This window comes from Pseudomonas sp. PNPG3, assembly GCF_023093815.1.
Lineage (GTDB): Bacteria > Pseudomonadota > Gammaproteobacteria > Pseudomonadales > Pseudomonadaceae > Aquipseudomonas > Aquipseudomonas asiatica.
Window position 1 is genome coordinate 171,049 of record NZ_JALLKV010000004.1, and the last position, 24,089, is coordinate 195,137.

Consider the following 24,089-nt stretch of genomic DNA (forward strand, 5'->3'; position numbering starts at 1 on the left):
AATCAGGGGCCCTGGCAAGGGCCTTCGAGGCGCGTTCCTCCCACCCCTGGAGGCGTCTCGTGTCTATACGGCCCACAAGGCGGTTCGACGGGATTGCGACTGCAACGAAGAAGTTGTCCCGAGGGACGGAAGCGCATCACCGCAGTACTGGCAATCGCGTAGCACCGCAGCAAGGCAACCACGAGCCGACCTGCCGGAGCACCCTTTCGCCTGGCCTGCACACCCTTCCCCTTCGAGCCTTCGCGTTCGCCGCCGCACTCCTGCGAACAGGACAGCCGCCAGCTCCTGATCTGCTCCGAGCATCAGCACAATTACCCCAAGATCGATGCGACGAGGTTTATTTCCATGGCACTGACACGCGAACAGCAAATTGCAGCCCTCGAGAAAGACTGGGCCGAGAACCCGCGCTGGAAAGGCGTGACCCGTACCTACACCGCCGCTGATGTCGTTCGCCTGCGTGGCTCCCTGCAGCCGGAGCACACCCTGGCCCGCCTGGGTGCAGAAAAACTGTGGAAGCTGGTCACCGAAGGTGCCCACCCGTCCTTCCGCCCAGAAAAAGATTTCGTCAACTGCATGGGCGCCCTGACCGGCGGCCAGGCAGTGCAGCAGGTCAAGGCCGGCATCCAGGCCATCTACCTGTCCGGCTGGCAGGTTGCCGCCGACAACAACTCGGCCGAGTCCATGTACCCTGACCAGTCGCTGTACCCGGTCGACTCGGTACCGACCGTGGTCAAGCGCATCAACAACGCCTTCCGCCGCGCCGACCAGATCCAGTGGAAAGCCGGCAAGAACCCGGGCGACGATGGCTACATCGACTACTTCGCACCGATCGTGGCCGACGCCGAAGCCGGTTTCGGTGGCGTACTGAACGCCTACGAGCTGATGAAGAACATGATCGAAGCAGGCGCCGCAGGTGTGCACTTCGAAGACCAGCTGGCCTCGGTGAAAAAATGCGGCCACATGGGTGGCAAGGTACTGGTACCGACCCAGGAAGCCGTGCAAAAGCTGGTGGCCGCGCGCCTGGCAGCTGACGTATCGGGCGTGCCGACCATCATCCTGGCCCGTACCGACGCCAACGCCGCCGACCTGCTGACCAGCGACTGCGACCCGTACGACCAGCCGTTCGTGATTGGCGAGCGCACCCGTGAAGGCTTCTACAAGGTACGCGCCGGCCTCGACCAGGCCATCGCCCGCGGCCTGGCCTACGCGCCGTACGCCGACCTGATCTGGTGCGAAACCGCCAAGCCGGACCTGGACGAAGCCCGCCGCTTCGCCGAAGCGATCAAGAAGGAGTATCCGGACCAGATCCTGTCGTACAACTGCTCGCCTTCCTTCAACTGGAAGAAGAACCTGGACGACGCGACCATCGCCAAGTTCCAGCGCGAGCTGTCGGCAATGGGCTACAAGCACCAGTTCATCACCCTGGCCGGCATCCACAACATGTGGCACGGCATGTTCAACCTGGCGCACGACTACGCCCGCAACGACATGACCGCCTACGTGAAGCTGCAGGAGCAGGAATTCGCTGACGCCAACAAAGGCTACACCTTCGTGGCGCACCAGCAAGAAGTGGGCACTGGCTACTTCGACGACATGACCACCGTAATTCAGGGTGGCGCATCGTCGGTGACTGCACTGACCGGTTCGACCGAGGAAGAGCAGTTCCACTGATAGTGGGTTGCTGTTGAAGAAAGGCCCGAGGCTTGTTAATGCCCCGGGCCTTTCTTTTTGGTCTGTACCACACCCTTCAAGGACAACAGGTTAGCGCCGAACATGTGGGAGCGGCCTTGCGTCGCGAAAGGGCCGCAAAGCGGCCCCGGCAATCTTGCGATGATGCACAAATCCCGGGGGCGCTTCGCACCCCAATCGCGACGCAAGGCCGCTCCCACAGGAGAAATCGCGCCTGTCGGTAGCACCTCAGTGCTTCATGCCCAGCTCGGCATCATCCATCAGCGCCTTGGCCATCGCGCTCAGATAGTGGGCGGCCCAGATCATCATCGGCTTCTCATCCATCAGGCCGGTGATGGTCAGTTCGCGCACATAGCCCATCAGCTCCGAGGACTGCTCGCGGGCATCCCGACAAGGAATGCCGGGCTCGATGCGGAACAATGGGTGGGTGCCGTGTTCGCCTTGGTAGAAGGTGGTCTTGCCGACAGTGAATTGGGTGTCTTCTGTGGTCATTTTTGAATCCCCTGAAAATTCTCGACTGCCTGGACGGGCCCTTTCGCGGGTAAACCCGCTCCCACAGGGACTGTGCAAGCCCTGAAGACTGTGGTGATCCTGTGGGAGCGGGTTCACCCGCAAAGAGGCCCGCCCAGACAACACATCACTCAAGCCTCAGTGCAAAGTCCGAGGCTCAGCAGGCATCTGCACCTGAATCAATGCCGACTCAAGCAAAGCCCGCAGCGCCTCAAGCTCATGCATCGAGGTCATCATCAGGATCGACGCCGGTGATTTGGGCTGCAGCAGCAAGGCCTGATGCACCACGGTCGCCGCGCACAGTGCGTAGTCGGTGGCCTGGATCAGGGTGTCTTCGAGGGAATGGGGGTTGTGGGGTGGATCGGGGACAACTTTCAGCATAGCTATTTACCTTCTATGGCCGGGCACCCGCCTGCTGTCAAACAGAAGGGTGGCAGCTGTACGTGGGTTGACAGACCGGCGGAAATAGCTAAGTTCCGGCGCACGCAAGCGTGCCCGCACGCACAGCCACCATAAGGGCGAGCCGCACACTATTTACCGTCACAGCCTGTCAAAGCTGTATCGTTGATGAGCAACGACATGCCGAGACTAGAGCGCTGCCTGAGCAGCGGCAACGGAAAATGCGCGGCAGGAGTATGTTTGGGAAATGGCCTACATGGAAGGGGACAAATCTGTTTTATGCCGCACTTCGGCAGCGCCTGCACCGGCCTATTCGCGGGTAAACCCACTCCTACATGGACCACCTATCGTTGTAGGAGCGGGTTTACCCGCGAAAGGGCCGGTACAGAAGGAAGCAAAACCCTGGATCAGGTCTATGCTTGAGGCAGCACAGCCGCAAGGACTGCCCATGCTTCGTCCAAGCCACCTGATGATTCTCGCCCTGACCGCCGCCGCCCTCTATATATATGCACTGGCCAGCGACAGCACCCTGCTCGCCCTCCTGGCCAAACCGATCCCGGTACTGACCCTGATCGCCTGGCTGCGCAGCACCCCTGCCACACCTTATCGCCGCTGGATCACCCTCGGCCTGGCCTTCTCGGTACTCGGCGACATCCTGCTGGCCATACCCGCCGACCTGTTCGTGTTCGGCCTGGCTGCCTTCCTCTGCGCCCACCTGGCCTACCTGCGCGCCTATTGCAGCCAGACCCTGCGCCCAGCCCTGCCCGCACTGCTGCTGAGCGGCATCACCGGCATCATTCTGCTCGGCGTGCTGGCCAGCCACGGCCTCGGCCCGCTGCTGATCCCGGTTGTGCTCTATGCCCTGGCCATCAGCGCCATGCTCTGGCGCGCCCTGGCCTGTGGCGGGCTCGCCGCGCTCGGCGCCTGCCTGTTCGTGCTCTCCGACAGCCTGATCGGTATCGACCGCTTCGTCAGCCCGTTCGCCGCCGCGCCGTACCTGATCATCCTCACCTACTGGCTCGGCCAGTGGGCGATCGCTTCATCAGCCAGTCATCGCACAATCGGTAAAGTATTGACCCAGGGCGGGGCAAGCGGCGTCAGAAGCTGCTAGAACAGGCGTTTTTCGCATTTGCAAGTAGGGGGAATCGCCAGATGAACTTTACAAGACACAGAACAACGGAAATATCAGACATCAGACCAAATGATATTAATTATCATTTCGAAACTTGCAATTCGTTACCATTCGCAGGAAACATAATTAACAAAACCGCACGCAATGCCCGAATCTCAAGGCTTTCAGCCAGTTACAAGCGGCTTTTGTACTTAATCCTACGAATAAATTTGCTACAGAAATTTTACTTGCACGGGGTTTACCCATAAAATCAGCGCGATTGATTCAGCTGCGACATTTGGTCACTGCATGTGCGACACCAGGTCGCCGCTCTACACTTATTTCAGACTGCAGAGCTGGGTCTCTGTATAAGGATCTCTAGCATGTCCGATTCGGCAGGACTCATCGCCCACAACTGGGGCTTTGCCATCTTCCTCCTGGGTGTCGTCGGCCTGTGCGCCTTCATGCTCGGCCTGTCCAGCCTGCTCGGTAGCAAGGCCTGGGGCCGCGCCAAGAACGAACCCTTCGAATCCGGCATGCTGCCCGTCGGCAGCGCCCGCCTGCGCCTGTCCGCCAAATTCTATCTGGTCGCGATGCTGTTCGTGATCTTCGATATCGAAGCCCTCTTTCTCTTTGCATGGTCTGTGTCCGTCCGCGAAAGCGGCTGGACCGGATTCGTCGAAGCACTCGTTTTCATAGCAATTCTGTTGGCTGGTCTTGTCTACCTATGGCGCGTCGGGGCACTTGATTGGGCTCCCGAAGGTCGCCGCAAGCGGCAAGCGAAGCTGAAACAATGAGGCTTTGGCATGCAATACAATCTCACCAGAATCGATCCGGATGCGCCCAACGAGCAGTACCCGGTCGGTGAACGGGAAACCGTCACCGATCAACTGCTGGAGGACCAGGTCCACAAGAACATCTTCATGGGCAAGCTTGAAGATGTGCTGCGTGGCGCGGTCAACTGGGGTCGCAAGAACTCCCTCTGGCCGTACAACTTCGGCCTGTCCTGCTGCTACGTGGAAATGACCACGGCCTTCACGGCACCCCACGACATCGCCCGCTTCGGCGCCGAAGTCATCCGGGCATCGCCGCGTCAGGCCGACTTCATGGTCATCGCCGGTACCTGCTTCGTCAAAATGGCGCCGATCATCCAGCGCCTGTACGAGCAGATGCTCGAGCCGAAATGGGTAATCTCCATGGGTTCGTGCGCCAACTCCGGCGGCATGTACGACATCTACTCGGTCGTTCAGGGGGTCGACAAGTTCCTCCCCGTGGACGTCTATGTGCCCGGCTGCCCGCCACGCCCTGAGGCTTTCCTGCAAGGCTTGATGCTGCTGCAGGAGTCGATCGGCCAAGAACGACGCCCGCTTTCCTGGGTTGTTGGTGATCAAGGTATTTACCGTGCCGAGATGCCAGCCCAGAAAGACCTGCGTCGTGAGCAGCGCATTGCAGTAACCAACCTGCGCAGCCCCGACGAAGTCTGATCCAGCGACCTGCCGCCCGCTCCCCTGGAGCCGGCGGCCTGGCTTCATTCTTAACGTTGACCCAAAGCGACCGAGACCATGACAGCGGACAACGCTATTTTCATTCCGCCCTACAAGGCTGACGACCAGGATGTGGTCGTCGAACTGCACAATCGTTTTGGCGCCGAAGCATTCGTCGCCCAGGAAACCCGCACCGGCATGCCCGTGCTGTGGGTCAAGCGCGAGCAGCTCAAGGAAGTGCTCAGCTTCCTGCGCGGCGTAGCCAAGCCCTACAGCATGCTGTACGACCTGCACGGCGTCGACGAGCGCCTGCGCACCCAGCGCCGCGGCCTGCCAGCCGCCGACTTCAGCGTGTTCTACCACCTGCTGTCGATCGAGCGTAACAGCGATGTGATGATCAAGGTGTCGCTCAGCGAAGGTGACCTGAACCTGCCGACCGTGACCGGTATCTGGCCGAACGCCAACTGGTACGAGCGCGAAGTCTGGGACATGTTCGGCATCGACTTTGCCGGCCACCCGCACCTCAGCCGCATCATGATGCCGCCCACCTGGGAAGGCCACCCGCTGCGCAAAGACTACCCGGCCCGCGCCACCGAGTTCGATCCCTACAGCCTGACCCTGGCCAAGCAGCAGCTTGAAGAGGAATCGGCACGCTTCAACCCTGAAGCCTGGGGCATGAAGCGCCAGGGCGCCAACGAGGACTACATGTTCCTCAACCTCGGCCCCAACCACCCTTCCGCGCACGGTGCCTTCCGTATCGTCCTGCAGCTGGACGGTGAAGAGATCGTCGACTGCGTACCGGACATCGGCTACCACCACCGTGGCGCCGAGAAAATGGCCGAACGCCAGTCCTGGCACAGCTTCATCCCCTACACCGACCGTATCGACTACCTCGGCGGGGTAATGAACAACCTGCCGTACGTGCTCGCGGTCGAGAAGCTGGCCGGCATCAAGGTGCCACAGAAGGTCGACACCATCCGCGTGATGCTGGCCGAGTTCTTCCGTATCACCAGCCACCTGCTGTTCCTGGGTACCTACATCCAGGACGTCGGCGCCATGACCCCGGTGTTCTTCACCTTCACCGACCGCCAGCGCGCCTACACCGTGATCGAAGCGATCACCGGTTTCCGCCTGCACCCGGCCTGGTACCGCATCGGTGGCGTTGCCCACGACCTGCCGCGCGGCTGGGACAAGCTGGTCAAGGACTTCGTCGAATGGCTGCCCAAGCGCCTCGACGAGTACGAAAAGGCCGCGCTGCAGAACAGCATCCTCAAGGGCCGTACCATCGGCGTTGCCGCGTACAACACCAAGGAAGCCCTGGCCTGGGGTACCACCGGTGCCGGCCTGCGTGCCACCGGTTGCGACTTCGACCTGCGTAAAGCCCGCCCCTACTCCGGCTACGAAAACTTCGAGTTCGAAGTACCGCTGGCCCACAATGGCGATGCCTACGATCGCTGCATGGTCCGTGTCGAGGAGATGCGCCAGAGTATCCGCATCATCGACCAGTGCCTGCGCAACATGCCGGAAGGCCCGTACAAGGCGGATCACCCGCTGACCACGCCGCCGCCGAAAGAGCGCACCCTGCAGCACATCGAAACCCTGATCACGCACTTCCTGCAAGTCTCGTGGGGCCCGGTCATGCCGGCCAACGAGTCGTTCCAGATGATCGAGGCGACCAAGGGCATCAACAGTTACTACCTGACGAGCGATGGCGGCACCATGAGCTACCGCACCCGGATCCGTACCCCGAGCTACCCGCACCTGCAGCAGATCCCTTCGGTGATCAAAGGCAGCATGGTCGCCGACCTCATTGCGTACCTGGGCAGTATCGACTTCGTTATGGCTGACGTGGACCGCTAAGCATGAACAGCACGCTTATCCAGACAGACCGTTTCGCCCTGAGCGAAACCGAGCGCTCGGCCATCGAGCACGAAATGCATCACTACGAGGACCCGCGCGCGGCGTCCATCGAAGCCCTGAAGATCGTCCAGAAGGAACGTGGCTGGGTGCCGGACGGCGCCATCCACGCCATCGGCGACGTACTGGGCATCCCGGCCAGCGACGTCGAAGGTGTCGCCACCTTCTACAGCCAGATCTTCCGTCAGCCGGTCGGCCGCCACATCATCCGCGTGTGCGACAGCATGGTCTGCTACATCGGCGGCCATGAATCCGTGGTCAGCCAGATTCAAAGCGAACTGGGCATCGGCCTCGGCCAGACCACCGCCGACGGCCGCTTCACCCTGCTGCCGGTATGCTGCCTGGGCAACTGCGACAAGGCCCCGGCGCTGATGATCGACGACGACACCTTCGGTGACGTGCAGCCGGCTGGCGTTTCCAAATTGCTGGAGGGTTACGTATGACCATTACTTCCTTCGGCCCGGCCAACCGCATCGCGCGCACGGCCGAAACCCACCCGCTGACCTGGCGCCTGCGTGACGACGGCGAGCCGGTCTGGCTTGCCGAGTACGAATCGAAGAACGGCTACGCTGCCGCCCGCAAGGCGCTGGCGCAGATGTCGGCCGACGACATCGTGCAAAGCGTCAAGGACTCCGGCCTCAAGGGCCGCGGTGGTGCAGGCTTCCCCACTGGCGTGAAGTGGGGCCTGATGCCCAAAGACGAATCCATGAACATCCGCTACCTGCTGTGCAACGCGGACGAAATGGAGCCGAATACCTGGAAAGACCGCATGCTGATGGAGCAACAGCCCCATCTGCTGGTCGAGGGCATGCTGATCAGCGCCCGCGCCCTTAAGGCCTACCGTGGCTACATCTTCCTGCGTGGCGAATACACCACCGCAGCGAAGAACCTGAACCGCGCGATCGAGGAAGCCAAGGCCGCCGGCCTGCTGGGCAAGAACATCCTCGGCAGCGGTTTCGATTTCGAGCTGTTCGTGCACACCGGTGCCGGCCGCTACATCTGCGGTGAAGAAACCGCACTGATCAACTCGCTGGAAGGCCGCCGCGCCAACCCGCGCTCCAAGCCGCCCTTCCCTGCCGCCGTGGGCGTGTGGGGCAAGCCGACTTGCGTGAACAACGTCGAAACCCTGTGCAACGTCCCGGCCATCGTCGCCAACGGCAACGACTGGTACAAGTCGCTGGCCCGTGAAGGCAGCGAAGACCATGGCACCAAGCTGATGGGCTTCTCCGGCAAGGTGAAGAACCCGGGCCTGTGGGAACTGCCTTTCGGCGTCACCGCCCGCGAACTGTTCGAAGACTACGCCGGCGGCATGCGCGACGGCTTCAAGCTCAAGTGCTGGCAGCCAGGTGGCGCCGGTACCGGCTTCCTGCTGCCCGAGCACCTCGACGCGCAGATGTACGCCGGCGGCATCGCCAAGGTCGGCACCCGTATGGGTACCGGTCTGGCCATGGCGGTGGACGACAGCATCAACATGGTTTCGCTGCTGCGCAACATGGAAGAGTTCTTCGCCCGCGAGTCGTGCGGCTGGTGCACCCCATGCCGTGACGGCCTGCCGTGGAGCGTGAAGATGCTGCGCGCACTGGAAAAAGGCCAGGGCCGCGCCGAAGACATCGAGACGCTGCTGGGCTTGGTCAACTTCCTCGGCCCTGGTCGTACCTTCTGTGCTCACGCACCAGGTGCCGTCGAGCCGCTGGGCAGTGCCATCAAATACTTCCGCTCGGAATTCGAGGCAGGTGTCGCTCCAGCTGTTGCTGGCGATGCGCTGCGTCCGAACCTGGCGAAGCCGATCGTGGTCGGCGCATAACAAGATGATTAAGGCGGGTGGTCCGTGCCACTCGCCAGCTTGCCGGCAGGCCCGAGAAATCGTGGCGTGTCGCAAGCTCACCGATTTCCATTAGCCACGCCCGCTCACGCGGGCCAACGAAGAACTTTGAACAATGGCCACTATCCACGTAGACGGCAAAGCGCTCGAAGTCAACGGTGCAGACAACCTGTTACAGGCCTGTCTGTCGCTCGGCCTCGACATCCCTTATTTCTGCTGGCACCCGGCGCTTGGTAGCGTTGGCGCCTGCCGGCAGTGCGCGGTCAAGCAGTACACCGACGAGAACGACACCCGCGGTCGTATCGTCATGTCCTGCATGACCCCTGCCTCCGACGGCACCTGGATCTCCATCGACGATGAAGAGTCCAAGGCGTTCCGCGCCAGCGTCGTCGAATGGCTGATGACCAACCACCCGCACGACTGCCCGGTGTGCGAGGAAGGCGGTCACTGCCACCTGCAGGACATGACGGTAATGACCGGCCACAACGAGCGCCGCTACCGTTTCACCAAGCGTACCCACCAGAACCAGGACCTCGGTCCGTTCATCGCCCATGAGATGAACCGCTGCATCGCCTGCTACCGCTGCGTGCGCTACTACAAGGACTATGCCGGTGGTACCGACCTGGGCGTTTACGGCGCCCACGACAACGTGTACTTCGGCCGCGTCGAAGACGGCGTGCTGGAAAGCGAATTCTCCGGCAACCTGACCGAGGTCTGCCCGACCGGCGTGTTCACCGACAAGACCCACTCCGAGCGCTACAACCGCAAGTGGGACATGCAGTTTGCCCCGAGCATCTGCCACGGCTGCTCCAGCGGCTGCAACATCAGCCCGGGCGAGCGCTACGGCGAACTGCGTCGGGTGGAAAACCGCTTCAACGGCTCGGTAAACCAGTACTTCCTGTGCGACCGGGGCCGCTTCGGCTATGGCTACGTCAACCGCAAGGATCGCCCACGCCAGCCACACCTGGCCGACGGCACCAAGCTGGGCCTGGACGCCGCCCTGGACAAGGCCGCCGACCTGCTGCGCGGCCGTACCATCGTCGGTATCGGCTCGCCACGCGCCAGCCTGGAAAGCAACTACGGCCTGCGTGAGCTGGTCGGTGCCGAGTACTTTTACTCGGGTATGGAAGCCGGCGAACTGGCCCGCGTACGCCTGGCTCTAAACGTGCTGAACAACAGCCCGCTGCCGGTCCCGACCCTGCGCGACATCGAAGACCACGACGCCGTGTTCGTGCTCGGTGAAGACCTGACCCAGACCGCTGCCCGCGTCGCCCTGGCCGTGCGCCAGGCCACCAAGGGCAAGGCCGAGGCCATGGCCGAAGCGATGAAGGTGCAGCCGTGGCTCGACGCCGCCGTGAAGAACATCGGCCAGCACGCGCTGTACCCGCTGTTCATCGCTTCGCTGGCTGAAACCAAGCTGGACGACGTCGCCGAAGAATGCGTGCACGCCGCCCCGGCCGACCTGGCCCGCATCGGTTTTGCCGTGGCCCACGCCATCGACCCGAGCGCCCCTGCCGTCGAAGGCCTGGACGCCGAAGCGAAAGCCCTGGCCCAGCGCATCGCCGACGCCCTGGTCGCGGCCAAGCGCCCACTGGTCGTAGCCGGTACTTCGCTGGCCGACCCGGCGCTGATCGAAGCCGCCGCCAACATCGCCAAGGCGCTGAAGCTGCGCGAGAAGAACGGCTCGCTGAGCCTGGTGGTGCCTGAAGCCAACAGCCTCGGCCTGGCCATGCTCGGTGGCGAGTCGGTCGATGCCGCGCTGGACGCGGTCATCAGCGGCAAGGCCGACGCCATCGTCGTGCTGGAAAACGACCTGTACGCCCGCGTACCGGCCGCCAAGGTCGATGCAGCCCTGGCCGCGGCCAAGGTAGTGATCGTTGCCGACCACTCGAAAACCCCGACTGTCGACCGCGCCCACCTGGTGCTGCCGGCCGCCTCGTTCGCCGAAGGCGACGGTACCCTGGTCAGCCAGGAAGGCCGTGCCCAGCGCTTCTTCCAGGTCTTCGACCCGCAATACCTGGACAGCAGCATCCAGATCCACGAAGGCTGGCGCTGGATGCACGCCCTGCGTGCCACCCTGCTGAACAAGCCGGTCGACTGGACCCAGCTGGACCACGTCACCAGCGCCTGCGCCGAAGCCGCCCCGCAACTGGCCGGCATCGTCAACGCCGCGCCAAGCGCCGCGTTCCGCATCAAGGGCATGAAACTGGCCCGTGAGCCGCTGCGCTACTCCGGCCGTACCGCCATGCGCGCCAACATCAGCGTGCACGAACCGCGTACCCCGCAAGACAAGGACACCGCGTTCGCCTTCTCCATGGAAGGCTACTCGGGTTCGGCCGAACCGCGCCAGCAGGTGCCGTTCGCCTGGTCGCCGGGCTGGAACTCGCCGCAAGCCTGGAACAAGTTCCAGGACGAGGTCGGTGGCCACCTGCGTGCCGGTGACCCGGGCGTTCGCCTGATCGAACCTCAAGGTGACCGCCTGAGCTGGTTCAATACCATTCCGGGCGCCTTCAACCCGGCCCGTGGCACCTGGACTGCCGTGCCGTTCTTCCACCTGTTCGGCAGCGAAGAAAGCTCCTCGCGCGCCGCACCGGTACAAGAGCGCATCCCGGCAGCCTACGTGGCCCTGGCCAAGTCCGAAGCCGACCGCCTGGGCGTCAACGACGGTGCCCTGCTGAGCCTGAACGTGGCTGGTGTGGCCCTGCGCCTGCCGCTGCGTATCAATGAAGAGCTGGGCGCTGGCCTGGTCGCGTTGCCGAAAGGCCTGGCCGGCATTCCGCCTGCCATCTTCGGTGCATCCGTCGAAGGTCTGCAGGAGGCAGCACAATGAGCTGGTTCACCCCCGAAGTGATCGATGTGATCCTGACCGTGCTGCGGGCCATCGTGGTCCTGCTGGCGGTGGTGGTCTGCGGCGCGCTGCTCAGCTTCGTCGAGCGCCGCCTGCTGGGCTGGTGGCAGGACCGTTACGGTCCGAACCGCGTCGGCCCGTTCGGCATGTTCCAGATCGCTGCAGACATGCTGAAGATGTTCTTCAAGGAAGACTGGAACCCACCCTTCGTCGACCGCGTGATCTTCACCCTGGCACCGGTAGTGGCCATGAGCGCCCTGCTGATCGCCTTCGTGGTCATCCCGATCACCCCGACCTGGGGCGTCGCCGACCTGAACATCGGCCTGCTGTTCTTCTTCGCCATGGCCGGCCTGTCGGTCTACGCGGTGCTGTTCGCCGGCTGGTCGTCGAACAACAAGTACGCCCTTCTGGGCAGCTTGCGTGCCTCGGCACAGACCGTGTCGTACGAAGTGTTCCTGGGCCTGGCGCTGATGGGCGTGGTGGTGCAGGTGGGTTCGTTCAACATGCGCGACATCGTTGAATACCAGGCCCAGAACCTGTGGTTCATCATTCCGCAGTTCTTCGGCTTCTGCACCTTCTTCATCGCTGGCGTCGCCGTGACTCACCGTCACCCGTTCGACCAGCCAGAAGCGGAACAGGAACTGGCCGACGGCTACCACATCGAGTATGCCGGCATGAAATGGGGCATGTTCTTCGTCGGTGAGTACATCGGCATCATCCTCATCTCGGCGCTGCTGGTAACCCTGTTCTTCGGCGGCTGGCACGGACCGTTCGGCATCCTGCCGCAACTGTCGTTCCTGTGGTTCGCGCTGAAGACCGCGTTCTTCATCATGCTGTTCATCCTGCTGCGCGCCTCGATCCCGCGCCCACGCTATGACCAGGTGATGGACTTCAGCTGGAAGTTCTGCCTGCCGCTGACCCTGATCAATTTGCTGGTGACCGCTGCGATCGTGCTCTACAACACGCCAGCCGTCGCGGCCCAGTGAGGATTTGACCCATGTTCAAGTATATCGGCGACATCGTTAAGGGCACCGGCACCCAGCTGCGCAGCCTGGCAATGGTGTTCTCCCACGGGTTCCGCAAGCGCGACACCCTGCAGTACCCCGAAGAACCCGTGTACCTGCCGCCGCGCTACCGCGGCCGCATCGTCCTCACCCGCGACCCCGATGGCGAGGAGCGCTGCGTAGCGTGCAACCTCTGCGCGGTGGCCTGCCCGGTCGGCTGCATCTCGCTGCAGAAGGCCGAGACCGAAGACGGCCGCTGGTACCCGGAGTTCTTCCGCATCAACTTCTCGCGCTGCATCTTCTGCGGCCTGTGTGAAGAAGCGTGCCCGACCACCGCGATCCAGCTGACTCCGGATTTCGAAATGGCCGAGTTCAAGCGTCAGGACCTGGTGTACGAGAAAGAAGATCTGCTGATCTCCGGCCCCGGCAAGAACCCTGACTACAACTTCTACCGTGTTGCCGGCATGGCAATCGCTGGCAAGCCGAAGGGCTCTGCACAGAACGAAGCCGAGCCGATCAACGTGAAGAGCTTGCTCCCATAAGGACAGAAAGATGGAATTCGCTTTCTACTTCGCATCCGGGATCGCCGTGGTCTCCACCCTTCGGGTGGTGACCGGCACCAACCCCGTGCACGCCTTGCTTTACCTGATCATTTCGCTGATTTCCGTGGCCATGATCTTCTTCGCCCTGGGTGCGCCGTTCGCCGGCGCCCTGGAAGTGATCGCCTACGCCGGCGCCATCATGGTGCTGTTCGTGTTCGTGGTGATGATGCTCAACCTCGGGCCGGCTTCGGTCGCCCAGGAACGGGGCTGGCTCAAGCCCGGTATCTGGGCCGGGCCGGTGATCCTCGCCGCCCTGCTGCTGCTGGAGCTGCTGTACGTGCTGTTCGTCACCCCGAGCGGCGCCGGCATCAGCGGTACCACCGTGGGCCCGAAAGAAGTCGGCATCAGCCTGTTCGGCCCTTACCTGCTGGTGGTCGAACTGGCTTCGATGCTGCTGCTGGCCGCGGCCGTCACCGCCTTCCACCTGGGCCGCAACGAGGCGAAGGAGTAAATCATGGGTGCTATCCCTCTCGAGCATGGTCTGGCAGTCGCCGGCATCCTGTTCTGCTTAGGTCTGGTTGGCCTGATGGTCCGCCGCAACATCCTCTTCGTGCTCATGAGCCTGGAAGTCATGATGAACGCCTCTGCCCTGGCGTTCGTCGTCGCCGGTGCCCGTTGGGTCCAGCCCGACGGCCAGGTGATGTTCATTCTGGTGATCAGCCTGGCAGCCGCCGAGGCCAGTATTGGCCTGGCCATCCTGCTGCAGCTGTATCGCCGCTTCCACACTCTCGACATCGATGCTGCCAGTGAGATGCGCGGATGAACCTTCTCTTCCTGACTTTCGTCTTCCCCCTCGTCGGCTTCCTGCTGCTGTCGTTCTCGCGCGGGCGGTTCTCGGAGAACCTGTCCGCCCTGATCGGCGTCGGCTCGGTAGGCCTTTCGGCCGCCACCGCCGCCTACGTCATCTGGCAATTCAACGTCGCCCCGCCTGAGGGCGGCGCGTACAGCCAGCTGCTGTGGCAGTGGATGTCGGTGGACGGCTTCGCGCCGAACTTCACCCTGTACCTGGACGGCCTGTCGGTCACCATGCTCGGCGTGGTCACCGGTGTCGGCTTCCTGATCCACCTGTTCGCTTCCTGGTACATGCGTGGCGAAGCCGGTTACTCGCGCTTCTTCGCGTACACCAACCTGTTCATCGCCAGCATGCTGTTCCTGGTGCTGGGCGACAACCTGCTGTTCATCTACTTCGGCTGGGAAGGCGTGGGCCTGTGCTCGTACCTGTTGATCGGTTTCTACTACAGCAACCGCAACAACGGTAACGCGGCACTCAAGGCATTCATCGTCACCCGTATCGGCGACGTGTTCATGGCCATCGGCCTGTTCATCCTGTTCGTCCAGCTGGGTACCCTGAACGTGCAGGAACTGCTGGTGCTGGCACCGCAGAAGTTCCAGGCTGGCGACACCTGGATGGTACTGGCAACCCTGATGCTGCTGGGTGGTGCGGTCGGTAAATCGGCCCAGCTGCCACTGCAGACCTGGCTGGCCGACGCGATGGCCGGCCCTACTCCGGTCTCCGCGCTGATCCACGCGGCAACCATGGTGACCGCGGGCGTGTACCTGATCGCCCGTACCAACGGCCTGTTCCTGCTGGCGCCGGACATCCTGCACCTGGTAGGCGTGGTCGGTGGCGTGACCCTGGTACTGGCCGGCTTCGCCGCGCTGGTGCAGACCGACATCAAGCGTATCCTCGCCTACTCGACCATGAGCCAGATCGGCTACATGTTCCTGGCCCTGGGCGTTGGCGCCTGGGACGCGGCGATCTTCCACCTGATGACCCACGCCTTCTTCAAGGCCCTGCTGTTCCTTGCCTCCGGTGCGGTGATCGTTGCCTGCCACCACGAGCAGGACATCTTCAAGATGGGCGGCCTGTGGAAGAAACTGCCGCTGGCCTACGCCAGCTTCGTGGTCGGTGGCGCTGCCCTGGCTGCCCTGCCGATCGTGACCGTGGGCTTCTACTCCAAGGACGAGATCCTCTGGGAAGCCTTCGCCAGCGGCAACACCGGCCTGCTGTACGCCGGCCTGGTCGGTGCGTTCATGACCTCGCTGTATACCTTCCGCCTGATCTTCATCGCCTTCCACGGTGAAGCCAAGACCGAAGCCCACGCTGGCCACGGCATCAGCCACTGGCTGCCGCTGGGCGTGCTGATCGTGCTGTCGACCTTCGTCGGCGCCTGGATCACCCCGCCGCTGGCAGGTGTGCTGCCTGAAAGCGCCGGCCACGCCGGTGGCGAAGCCAAGCACGCGCTGGAGATCACTTCGGGCGCCATCGCCATCGCCGGTATCCTGCTGTCGGCCCTGCTGTTCCTGGGCAAGCGCCGCTTCGTCAGCGCCGTCGCCAACAGCGGTATCGGTCGTGTCCTGTCGGCCTGGTGGTTCGCCGCCTGGGGCTTCGACTGGATCTACGACAAGCTGTTCGTCAAACCTTACCTGCTGATCAGCCACATCCTGCGCAAGGATCCGGTTGACCGCAGCATCGGCCTGATTCCTCGCCTGGCTCGCGGCGGCCACGTCGCCATGAGCAAGACCGAGACCGGCCAGCTGCGCTGGTACACCGCTTCGATCGCCGTTGGCGCAGTGCTGGTACTCGGCGCTGTGGTAGTGGCCGCGGTATGACCATGAACCTTGCGAACCTTGCGACCCTGCAAAAGGAAACGAACCCGTCATGATTTTGCCTTGGCTGATCCTGATCCCCTTCATCGGCGGCTTCCTGTGCTGGCTGGGTGAGCGCTTCGGCGCCACCCTGCCGCGCTGGATCGCGCTGCTGACCATGTCCCTTCTGCTCGGCATCGGCCTGTGGCTGTGGGGTAACGGCGACTACACCCTGGCACCCGCTCCGGGCGCCGAGCCTGCCTGGGCCCTGGAATACAAAGTCCAGTGGATCCAGCGTTTCGGCATCAGCATCCACCTGGCCCTCGACGGCCTGTCGCTGCTGATGATCCTGCTCACCGGCCTGCTCGGTGTGCTGTCGGTACTGTGTTCCTGGAAAGAGATCCAGCGTCACGTCGGCTTCTTCCACCTCAACCTGATGTGGATCCTTGGCGGCGTGGTCGGTGTGTTCCTGGCCCTGGACCTGTTCCTGTTCTTCTTCTTCTGGGAAATGATGCTGGTGCCGATGTACTTCCTCATCGCGCTCTGGGGTCACAGCTCGTCGGACGGCAAGAAGACCCGGATCTACGCGGCGACCAAGTTCTTCATCTTCACCCAGGCCAGCGGCCTGATCATGCTGGTGGCGATCCTCGGCCTGGTGCTGGTCAACTACACCGACACCGGCGTGATCACCTTCAACTACAGCGACCTGCTCAAGGCCGAACTGCCAGCCGGTACCGAATACCTGCTGATGCTGGGCTTCTTCATCGCCTTCGCGGTGAAGCTGCCGGTGGTGCCGTTCCACTCCTGGCTGCCTGACGCTCACGCCCAGGCACCGACCGCAGGTTCCGTGGACCTGGCCGGTATCTTGCTGAAGACTGCGGCCTACGGCCTGCTGCGCTTCGCCCTGCCGCTGTTCCCGAACGCTTCGGCCGAGTTTGCGCCAATCGCCATGACCCTGGGCCTGATCGGTATCTTCTACGGTGCCTTCCTGGCCTTTGCGCAAACCGACATCAAGCGCCTGGTCGCCTTCTCCAGCGTCTCGCACATGGGCTTCGTGCTGATCGGTATCTATTCCGGCAGCCAGCAGGCCCTGCAAGGCGCGGTGATCCAGATGCTGGCCCACGGCCTGTCCGCTGCCGCGCTGTTCATCCTGGCCGGCCAGCTGTACGAGCGCTTGCACACCCGTGACATGCGCCAGATGGGTGGCCTGTGGCACCGCATCGCCTACCTGCCGGCCATCAGCCTGTTCTTCGCCGCCGCCTCCCTGGGTCTGCCCGGTACAGGCAACTTCGTCGGCGAGTTCCTGATCCTGATCGGCAGCTTCGCCAGTGTGCCTTGGATCACCGTGATCGCCACCACTGGCCTGGTGTTCGGTTCGGTGTACTCGCTGATCATGATCCACCGCGCCTACTTCGGCCCGGCCAAGACCGACACCGTGCTGGCCGGCATGGACGGACGCGAACTGATCATGGTCCTGGGTCTGGCGGTACTGCTGATCCTGCTGGGCGTGTATCCGCAGCCGTTCCTCGACACCTCTGCCGCCACCATGAGTGGTGTGCAGCAGTGGCTCGGTTCCGCTTTCACTCAACTCGCTTCGGCCCGGTAAGAGCGCTATGGAATTCACCACTCAACACTTCATCGCATTGGCGCCGATGCTGATCACCACCATCACCACGGTGGTGGTGATGCTGGCGATCGCCTGGAAGCGCAACCACTCGCAGACCTTCCTGCTGTCCACCGTGGGCCTCAACCTGGCCCTGCTGTCGATCCTGCCGGCGCTGAAGGTTGCGCCGCTGGCGGTCACCCCGCTGATCACCATCGACAAGTTCGCCTGCCTGTACATGGCGATCATACTGGTGGCGACGCTGGCCTGCGTCACCCTTGCCCACGCCTACCTCGGCGAAGGCTCCAAGGGTTTCCCGGGCAACCGTGAAGAACTGTACCTGCTGCTGCTGATGTCGGCCCTCGGTGGCTTGGTGCTGGTCAGCGCCAACCACCTGGCCGGCCTGTTCATCGGCCTGGAGCTGCTGTCGGTACCGGTCTATGGCCTGGTGGCGTATGCCTTCTTCAACAAGCGCTCGCTGGAAGCCGGCATCAAGTACATGGTGCTGTCGGCCGCAGGCTCGGCCTTCCTGCTGTTCGGCATGGCCTTGCTGTACGCCGACGCCGGCAGCCTGAGCTTCGACCAGATCGGCAAGGCCCTGGCCGCCACCAGCATGCCAAGCCTGGTGGCCCAGCTGGGCCTGGGCATGATGCTGGTCGGCCTGGCCTTCAAACTGTCGCTGGTACCGTTCCACCTGTGGACCCCGGACGTGTACGAAGGCGCCCCGGCACCGGTCGCCGCCTTCCTGGCAACCGCCAGCAAGGTTGCGGTGTTCGCCGTTGTCGTGCGTCTGTTCATGCTCTCCCCTGCTGCCAGCAGCGGCGCGCTGAGCACCGTACTGGCGGTGATTGCCGTGGCCTCGATCCTGATCGGCAACCTGCTGGCACTGACCCAGAGCAACCTCAAGCGCCTGCTCGGTTACTCGTCCATCGCCCACTTCGGTTACCTGGTCATCGCCCTGGTCGCCAGCAAGGGCCTGGCCCTGGAAGCCATGGGCGTGTACCTGGTCACCTACGTGATCACCAGCCTGGGCGCCTTCGGTGTCATCACCCTGATGTCCTCGCCTTACGGCGGCCGTGACGCCGATGCACTGTACGAGTACCGCGGCCTGTTCTGGCGCCGTCCGTACCTGACTGCGGTACTGACCGTGATGATGCTGTCGCTGGCGGGTATCCCGCTGACCGCCGGCTTCATCGGCAAGTTCTACATCATTGCCACTGGCGTCGAGTCGCACCTGTGGTGGCTGGTCGGTGCCCTGGTGATCGGTAGTGCCATCGGCGTCTACTACTACCTGCGCGTCATGGTCACCCTGTACCTGGTCGAGCCGAACCTGCGTCGCCACGACGCCCCGCTGAAATGGGAACAGCGCACCGGCGGCGTCATGCTGCTGGCCATCGCCATTCTCGCCTTCGTGCTGGGTGTGTACCCGCAACCGCTGCTGGAAATGGTCCAGCAAGCCGGCCTGCAACTGATCGGCTGATCGCCCCGGCAAAACAAGACACCCCGCTTATGCGGGGTGTTTTTTTATCTGCACGCTTTTATCCGTGAGCATGAAGGCTTATTCACCAGGATTGTCCTGGACGGCCCCCGGCAGCGCTGCCTTGCGTAAATCACCGTTGGCCGAAGGCAGGTACACTTCCGGGTTGGGCATGCCACTGGGCGAGAGCTCATGGGTCATCTCGAACTCGGCACGCACCGACCAGCCACAGGCCTCGTTGGTGCATTGCAAATAGGCGATCCGCAGGAAAATATGACGCCCTTCACTGGTGCGTATACGCATCCGGCTGTGGCAATGCGGGCAAACCAGCTTGTATGTACTCACGGCAAGTACCTGCAAGCATTGTTCGGGCTTACCTTCTGTGAGAATAGTCGTCCGGTTTTGTCAGTATTGGCTGCATATATAGGTGTATTCTTCAGTTTGATGCTTCTCATTGCAGGAATGCTCCTTAAAACGCAGGGCTGTATTCATAACGAGTAGTTTAAGCCCATGGAATATCATTAAACCAGTCATGGATATTAGTTATGAGTACCCACGTACTTGCTTCGGTGCTGACGAGGCTGAAGCTTCTGACCGCTACGGAATCTGACGCTGAGCTGTCCAGAGCGCTCTCGATCAGCCCGCAGACATTGAGCAGCTGGAAGGTGCGCGACAGCATTCCTTATTCACTTTGCATAGACATCGCCAGGCAGTATGCATGCTCACTGGACTGGCTTCTGCTGGGTGAACCCGAACGACATCGCGCAGGCCTGGACGACGAAGGCTGGGAACAGGACATGCTCGCGCGCCTGCGCACCCTGTCGCTTGCCGATCGCCAAGCCGTTCTCCTGCTGGTTCAGGACAAGCAACGCATCCAGCAGCTGGAGCGGCAATTGAGCGCGCTGACCAGTCGCTCGCCCAATGCCGCCAGCGGCTAGCCCCGGCGGCGCCAGCGCTGGATGAGTTCACGCGGGTCCAGCGTATCCAGCCAGACCATCACCTTGAGGCTGATGGGGATCACCACCACGGCAGCCACGAACCCCGCCATGCCACGGCTCAGCAAGGGCACCAGTGACGAAACCAGCGGCTCGAACAGGTGGCCAACCCCCACGGTCACGAACACCAGCAAGAGTTTCTTGCCCAGCGTCAGGCGCCTGGCCTTGTTGGTGATCAACCGGTCACGCGCCGCGCTCACCAACAAAGCCCCCAGCAGCGCGGCGAACAGGACATTGCCATCCACGCCCAGCAACTCCACCAGCGCCGGGGCCAGGCTGTCGACAACAGATTTTTCACTCATGGGCAGCCCCTCGGTGTGCGGCGGGCAGGTAGGCGGTCGAGCCCAGGTTACGCATGACCGCGGCTTCGACAAAGCGGATGTAGCACACCTGCAATGCACGCCCGTGGTCATGCCCGGCCACATCCTCGAGGCGCTTGTAGCCCCGCTCTCGCAACACCGCGCGCCAGCGCGCAAATTCGCGTGCCGCATCGATGGCAGCGCAGCGTGCGGCCACTTCCAGCACAGCCTCACTGACAGGCCGCTTCAGGTTCAGGCGCTCACGCAGCCTGTCCAGGTCTACCCGTGGCCAGAAGGGGTCATGGCAATCGGCATAACGCCGTAACCGAGGATCGTTGCCCATGCTTCACCCCCTCACTGCTCGGCCAGCATGCCGTAACGAATGGCCTTGATCACTGCAGCCACCCGCGTGGGCACATCGAATTTGCGCAGGATGTTCGACACATGGAAGTTCACCGTCGACTCCTTGCATTCCAGGATCTGGCCAATCTCCCACGAGCTCTTTCCGTAGGCACACCACAACAGCACTTGCCGTTCACGTGGCGTCAGGCGAACCGGGGCGTCCGCCAGGGGTTGCTGCGAGTGTCGTGCGTTGTCAGTCATGTTTGAACTCCACGGGTGATTGAGCGAGGCATCGCTGCCGGTCTGCAATCACCTTACGAAGCGCGGGTCGCCCAGCTCCATCGCTGCGGCTTGTAAAGAACTTTCGTACAAAACCGTCTGACGAAGGTTGCGCGATATTTGTCGACTTTCCTCGTGCTCCAAGCGGCATTTCGCTCGTCTCAACGCCGTTGTCCATTCGCCTTTCGCCTGGAGTCGTACAATGCGTTGCGTTTTGCCCCCACCATCCTGCCTCGGCCTGCTGGCTGCTTTCGCTGCCTCCCAGCCCGCCCTGGCGGCACCTTCGGTCGAGTTGGGCCAGGTGCTGATCACCGATGAGGAGCAGAACGACCTGACCGCAGCCAGCGAACGCCTGCACGAAGTGACGGGGGCAAGCAACCTGGTGGACATGCAGCGTGTAGGGCAAGGCCGGGTTGCCAGCAACCAGGATGTACTGGCCTACCAGCCCGGGGTGTTCGCGCAATCGGCGGGCAACGATGGCATCAAACTGTCGATCCGCGGTTCGGGCATCAACCGCGCACCGGGGGCCCACGGCTCCGGGGTCTACACGATGTTCGACGGCCTGCCCCTGACCGGCCCGGGCGGTACGCCCTACGAGCTGTTCGAGCCGCTGTGGCTGAGCCGTGCCGAAGTGCTGCGCGGCGCCAACGGCTTCGACCAGGGCTCCCTCGCCCTGGGCGGTGCAATCAACTACGTCACCCACACCGGCTACGACGCCGCGCCGCTGCAGGTGCGCTACGAAGTCGGCAGCCGCGGCTACCAGCATCGGCACATCAGCTCGGGGCAGGTACTGGGCAACCTCGACTACTACGTGGCCCTGACCGATTCGGAATATGACGGCTACCAGGCGCACAGCAGCGGCAGTGCCAAGGGTGTGGCGGCCAATGTCGGCTACCGCTTCAACCCGAACCTGGAAACCCGCTTCTACCTGCGCTACCGGGAAACCGAGAACGAGTTGGCCGGGCGCCTGACCAAGGAGCAGATCAAGCATCACCCACGCGCGGCCAACCCGGCCTACCTGGCCCGCGACGACAGCCGCCCGCAGCCGGGCAGCACCTGGGTGGGCAACAAGACCACCTTCTACCTCGATGACGATGCGCGCCTGGAGGCCGGCCTGGTCTACCACGACTACCCGATGGACCTGCGCGAAGGCCCGATGCGCCTGAAGGTGGCCTATACCGATGTGAGCGGCACCTTGAACTACTTCCGCCGCGACACCCTGTTCGGCCACGAGAGCAAGACCACCGTCGGCTGGCGCACCACCAAGCACCTGCCCAACAGCGGTGCTTCACAGTTCACCCGCAATGGCGACGTGTTCGGTGAGCGCACCCGTGACTTCAGCTACCAGGGTTCGGACACCGTGCTGCATGTGGGCAATGACCTGGAGCTGGTACCGAACCTGTGGCTGACCACTGGCCTGGCGATGATCTATACCCGCCGTGAAAGTGATGTCACTTACCCCGCCGAGGGCGGCAAGGTGAGCATGCATGACTGGGACTACGCGCCACGCCTGGGGCTGCGCTATGACATCAGCCCGGACCTGCAGGTGTACGGCAACCTGAGCCGCTCGGTAGAGCCGCCACACCCGTGGTCGCTGATCTGGAGCTCGCCCAGCGTAGGCGGCAAGCAAATCCAGCCGATCGAGATGCAGAACCAGACCGCCACAACCCTGGAGCTGGGCGCGCGTGGCGACTCGGCGGTTGGCCGCTGGGACCTGGCCTGGTACTACTCGCAGGTGCGCCATGAACTGCTGGCCGTGGAAGTGGTGCCCAACTTCACTTCGGAATTCAACGCCAGCCCCACCGTGCACCAGGGCGTGGAAGCCGGCCTCGACAGCACCCTTTGGGAGCGCGCTGGTACTGGCAAGCTGAGCCTGCGACAGGCCTATACCTTCAGTGATTTCCACTACCGCGATGACGACAAGTTCGGTGACAACCGCCTGCCTGGCATCCCGATGCACTACTACCAGGCCGAGCTGCGCTATGACTGGCCGAGCGGCTTCTATGCCGGGGTGAATACGCAGATGGCGTCGAAGGTGCAGGTTGACTACGCCAACAGCTACCACGCCGATGAATATGCCTTGCTCGGCGCACGCCTGGGCTGGGATTCACCGAAGCAGGACTGGCAGACCTGGCTGGACCTGCGCAACCTGACCAACAAGCGCTATGCGGCGACGGTGACCCCCACCTACGACGATGCAGGCCTGGATAGAGCCCGTTCGACACCGGGCGAAGGCTTTGGCGTGTATGCCGGGGTTTCCTACAGCTTCCGCTAGGCCGCTGTGCACAGCTTTTTGTAGGAGCGGCCTTGTGTCGCGAAAGGGCTGCGCAGCAGCCCCGGCAATTTATGTTGCGAAGCTGAAATCCTGGGGCTGCTGCGCAGCCCTTTCGCGACACAAGGCGCTCCTACAGGGTTCGTGCGCTCAGCGATAATTGCTCAAGGCAGGTCAAACCGCCCTGTTCAACTTCACCCAGGAAGCAAACTTGTCGATAAACGCCTGCAAGAACGGCCGGGTCTTGTCATTGAGCTTGCCCGAATCCTCGAACAGGCTAGCCGCACCACCGATGTAGGCCTCGGGCATCTGCATGCATGGCATGTCCAGAAACACCAGCGACTGGCGCACGGCATGGTTGGCGCCAAAGCCACCAATGGCCCCAGGCGACACACTGACCACCGCCGCCGGCTTGCCACTCCAGGCGCTTTGCCCATAGGGCCGCGAGCCCACGTCGATGGCATTCTTCAGGCCGCCAGGTACCGAGCGGTTGTACTCCGGGGTGACGAACAGCACCGCATCACTGCGGCGGATCTCGTCGCGAAAACGCTTCCACGCTTCCGGCGCTGCTTCGGCCTCGACATCCTCGTTGTACAGCGGCAAATCGCCAATCTCGACGATCTTCAGGGCAAGGCTGGACGGCGCCAGCTCCGAGAGTGCGCGGGCGATCTTGCGGTTGTAGGAGTCCTTGCGCAAGCTACCGACGACAACCGCTACCGAATACACCTGGCTCATGGCAATTCCAACCTTTGCTGAGTAAAGGGACGTTGTAGTTATAGATGACCGTTCCTCGGCGCCTTGGTTTTTTTTCCACGGGGCGAAAACTTCCGACGCTGTTACACGGTCT

Annotated in this window: 24 protein-coding genes; 17 read left to right on the top strand and 7 right to left on the bottom strand. The window is 62.8% G+C overall.

Annotation, left to right across the window (positions count from 1 at the left end):
• Positions 1-345: 345 nt before the first annotated feature.
• Positions 346-1,671, top strand: a complete 1,326-nt coding sequence (aceA, locus tag MJ643_RS05205) for an isocitrate lyase (protein WP_013973380.1) — start codon at positions 346-348, stop codon at positions 1,669-1,671.
• Positions 1,672-1,917: 246 nt separating this feature from the next.
• On the opposite strand, the gene MJ643_RS05210 is transcribed toward aceA, so the two are convergent.
• Complete coding sequence (locus MJ643_RS05210) at positions 1,918-2,181, bottom strand: DUF3077 domain-containing protein (protein WP_013973381.1); 264 nt, start codon at positions 2,179-2,181, stop codon at positions 1,918-1,920.
• A gap of 156 nt (positions 2,182-2,337) precedes the next feature.
• On the bottom strand, positions 2,338-2,580 hold the full coding sequence (locus MJ643_RS05215) for a hypothetical protein (RefSeq protein WP_013973382.1): 243 nt from the start codon (positions 2,578-2,580) through the stop codon (positions 2,338-2,340).
• 466 nt (positions 2,581-3,046) lie between these two features.
• Between MJ643_RS05215 and MJ643_RS05220 the strand changes: the two genes are divergently transcribed.
• The 14 genes from MJ643_RS05220 to nuoN all read left to right on the top strand — a co-directional run bounded on the left by MJ643_RS05220 (position 3,047) and on the right by nuoN (position 19,058).
• Positions 3,047-3,709 (top strand): lysoplasmalogenase, encoded by a 663-nt coding sequence (locus tag MJ643_RS05220; protein ID WP_024087407.1) that lies wholly within the window; start codon positions 3,047-3,049, stop codon positions 3,707-3,709.
• A 383-nt stretch (positions 3,710-4,092) separates the two neighbouring features.
• Entirely contained in the window at positions 4,093-4,506 is a 414-nt protein-coding gene (locus MJ643_RS05225; protein ID WP_003251427.1) for an NADH-quinone oxidoreductase subunit A, read from the top strand.
• Between the two features lie 9 nt (positions 4,507-4,515).
• Complete coding sequence (locus tag MJ643_RS05230) at positions 4,516-5,193, top strand: NADH-quinone oxidoreductase subunit B (protein WP_003251429.1); 678 nt, start codon at positions 4,516-4,518, stop codon at positions 5,191-5,193.
• 78 nt (positions 5,194-5,271) lie between these two features.
• Positions 5,272-7,053: an NADH-quinone oxidoreductase subunit C/D gene (gene nuoC / locus MJ643_RS05235; RefSeq protein ID WP_013973384.1), complete on the top strand. Its 1,782-nt coding sequence runs from the start codon at positions 5,272-5,274 to the stop codon at positions 7,051-7,053.
• 2 nt (positions 7,054-7,055) lie between these two features.
• Complete coding sequence (nuoE, locus tag MJ643_RS05240; protein ID WP_013973385.1) at positions 7,056-7,553, top strand: NADH-quinone oxidoreductase subunit NuoE; 498 nt, start codon at positions 7,056-7,058, stop codon at positions 7,551-7,553.
• Positions 7,550-8,914 (top strand): NADH-quinone oxidoreductase subunit NuoF, encoded by a 1,365-nt coding sequence (gene nuoF, locus MJ643_RS05245; RefSeq protein WP_013973386.1) that lies wholly within the window; start codon positions 7,550-7,552, stop codon positions 8,912-8,914. The genes nuoE and nuoF overlap by 4 nt, the downstream gene beginning before the upstream one ends.
• Before the next feature lie 133 nt (positions 8,915-9,047).
• The gene (gene nuoG / locus MJ643_RS05250; protein ID WP_013973387.1) at positions 9,048-11,762 is read left to right on the top strand and encodes an NADH-quinone oxidoreductase subunit NuoG; all 2,715 of its coding nucleotides are present in this window, start codon (positions 9,048-9,050) and stop codon (positions 11,760-11,762) included.
• Positions 11,759-12,766 (top strand): NADH-quinone oxidoreductase subunit NuoH, encoded by a 1,008-nt coding sequence (gene nuoH, locus MJ643_RS05255; RefSeq protein WP_003251440.1) that lies wholly within the window; start codon positions 11,759-11,761, stop codon positions 12,764-12,766. Before nuoG ends, nuoH begins: the two co-directional genes overlap by 4 nt.
• Positions 12,767-12,777: 11 nt before the next feature.
• Complete coding sequence (gene nuoI / locus MJ643_RS05260) at positions 12,778-13,326, top strand: NADH-quinone oxidoreductase subunit NuoI (protein ID WP_003251442.1); 549 nt, start codon at positions 12,778-12,780, stop codon at positions 13,324-13,326.
• Positions 13,327-13,336: 10 nt separating this feature from the next.
• Positions 13,337-13,837, top strand: coding sequence for an NADH-quinone oxidoreductase subunit J (gene nuoJ, locus MJ643_RS05265; RefSeq protein ID WP_003261007.1), 501 nt, complete (start codon positions 13,337-13,339; stop codon positions 13,835-13,837).
• Positions 13,838-13,840: 3 nt separating this feature from the next.
• Positions 13,841-14,149, top strand: a complete 309-nt coding sequence (gene nuoK, locus MJ643_RS05270; protein ID WP_003251446.1) for an NADH-quinone oxidoreductase subunit NuoK — start codon at positions 13,841-13,843, stop codon at positions 14,147-14,149.
• Positions 14,146-15,999 (top strand): NADH-quinone oxidoreductase subunit L, encoded by a 1,854-nt coding sequence (gene nuoL, locus MJ643_RS05275; protein WP_013973388.1) that lies wholly within the window; start codon positions 14,146-14,148, stop codon positions 15,997-15,999. The genes nuoK and nuoL overlap by 4 nt, the downstream gene beginning before the upstream one ends.
• Positions 16,000-16,048: 49 nt before the next feature.
• Positions 16,049-17,581, top strand: a complete 1,533-nt coding sequence (gene nuoM, locus MJ643_RS05280; protein ID WP_013973389.1) for an NADH-quinone oxidoreductase subunit M — start codon at positions 16,049-16,051, stop codon at positions 17,579-17,581.
• A 7-nt stretch (positions 17,582-17,588) separates the two neighbouring features.
• Positions 17,589-19,058, top strand: a complete 1,470-nt coding sequence (gene nuoN, locus MJ643_RS05285) for an NADH-quinone oxidoreductase subunit NuoN (protein ID WP_013973390.1) — start codon at positions 17,589-17,591, stop codon at positions 19,056-19,058.
• Between the two features lie 78 nt (positions 19,059-19,136).
• On the opposite strand, the gene MJ643_RS05290 is transcribed toward nuoN, so the two are convergent.
• Complete coding sequence (locus MJ643_RS05290; RefSeq protein ID WP_023662582.1) at positions 19,137-19,400, bottom strand: ogr/Delta-like zinc finger family protein; 264 nt, start codon at positions 19,398-19,400, stop codon at positions 19,137-19,139.
• Positions 19,401-19,600: 200 nt separating this feature from the next.
• Here MJ643_RS05290 and MJ643_RS05295 point away from each other — a divergent pair, with 200 nt between their 5' ends.
• Positions 19,601-19,993, top strand: coding sequence for a helix-turn-helix domain-containing protein (locus MJ643_RS05295; RefSeq protein WP_003261013.1), 393 nt, complete (start codon positions 19,601-19,603; stop codon positions 19,991-19,993).
• Here the strand turns inward: MJ643_RS05295 and MJ643_RS05300 are convergent.
• The 3 genes from MJ643_RS05300 to MJ643_RS05310 are packed head-to-tail and all read right to left on the bottom strand — an operon-like array spanning position 19,990 to position 20,952.
• Positions 19,990-20,352 carry a hypothetical protein gene (locus MJ643_RS05300; protein WP_013973393.1) on the bottom strand — a complete coding sequence of 121 codons (363 nt, stop codon included), beginning with the start codon at positions 20,350-20,352 and terminating at the stop codon, positions 19,990-19,992. The two genes, MJ643_RS05295 and MJ643_RS05300, sit on opposite strands and share 4 nt — an antisense overlap.
• Positions 20,345-20,692: a head completion/stabilization protein gene (locus MJ643_RS05305; protein WP_013973394.1), complete on the bottom strand. Its 348-nt coding sequence runs from the start codon at positions 20,690-20,692 to the stop codon at positions 20,345-20,347. Before MJ643_RS05305 ends, MJ643_RS05300 begins: the two co-directional genes overlap by 8 nt.
• Positions 20,693-20,703: 11 nt before the next feature.
• Positions 20,704-20,952 carry a helix-turn-helix domain-containing protein gene (locus MJ643_RS05310; protein ID WP_003261017.1) on the bottom strand — a complete coding sequence of 83 codons (249 nt, stop codon included), beginning with the start codon at positions 20,950-20,952 and terminating at the stop codon, positions 20,704-20,706.
• A 220-nt stretch (positions 20,953-21,172) separates the two neighbouring features.
• Between MJ643_RS05310 and MJ643_RS05315 the strand changes: the two genes are divergently transcribed.
• Entirely contained in the window at positions 21,173-23,245 is a 2,073-nt protein-coding gene (locus tag MJ643_RS05315; RefSeq protein WP_208209410.1) for a TonB-dependent receptor, read from the top strand.
• A gap of 171 nt (positions 23,246-23,416) precedes the next feature.
• Here the strand turns inward: MJ643_RS05315 and chrR are convergent, their stop codons facing one another.
• Positions 23,417-23,977, bottom strand: a complete 561-nt coding sequence (chrR, locus tag MJ643_RS05320; protein ID WP_003261018.1) for a class I chromate reductase ChrR — start codon at positions 23,975-23,977, stop codon at positions 23,417-23,419.
• Between the last annotated feature and the right edge of the window lie 112 nt (positions 23,978-24,089).